1 protein-coding gene is annotated in these 663 nt (G+C 52.3%); it reads left to right on the plus strand.

Annotated elements, in window-relative coordinates:
- Positions 1–663, plus strand: a 663-nt coding sequence (locus BN93_RS16090; protein ID WP_232211227.1) for a DNA topoisomerase, incomplete at both ends; no start/stop codon positions are given.

The following is a 663-nucleotide window of genomic DNA, read 5'->3' on the forward strand; positions in this document are numbered from 1 at the left end:
GCCCGTGTCGTTCGGGCAACCAACAAGAAAAATGGTTATATCGAAGGAGGCGGCTATGCCGTCACGTGGGCATTGGGGCACCTGATAACGGCAGCCATGCCCGAAGTTTACGGCATCAAAGGTTTCCACAAAGAGAACCTGCCGATTCTTCCTCCCGTCTTTACCCTTATTCCCCGTCAGATTAAGGAGGGCAAAGGTTATAAAGCCGATGCTACGGCAGTCGCCCAATTGAAAATCATCGAAAAACTCTTCCGAGCGTGCGAAGGCATTATTGTAGCCACCGATGCCGGAAGGGAAGGTGAGTTGATCTTCAGGTTCATCTATGAGTATCTCGGCACCGCCAAACCCTTCGACCGCCTATGGATCAGTTCCTTGACGGACAAAGCCATCAAAGAGGGACTTGCCCATCTGCAAAGCGGAGCGGCGTATGACAATCTCTATTATGCCGCCCGTGCCCGCAGCGAAGCCGACTGGTTGGTGGGTATCAATGCCACCCAAGCCATATCCATTGCGGCAGGAAGAGGCACTTACTCCTTGGGTAGGGTACAGACTCCGACTCTCTGTATGGTCTGTTCCCGTTTCTTGGAGAACAAGAAGTTCGAGCCGCAGCCATTCTGGCAACTCAGCCTTACTGTAAAGGAAGGTGATGAGAGTTTCCGTTTT

This window comes from Prevotella conceptionensis 9403948 (genome assembly GCF_000312305.1).
In the GTDB taxonomy this organism is placed as follows: Bacteria; Bacteroidota; Bacteroidia; order Bacteroidales; family Bacteroidaceae; genus Prevotella; species Prevotella conceptionensis.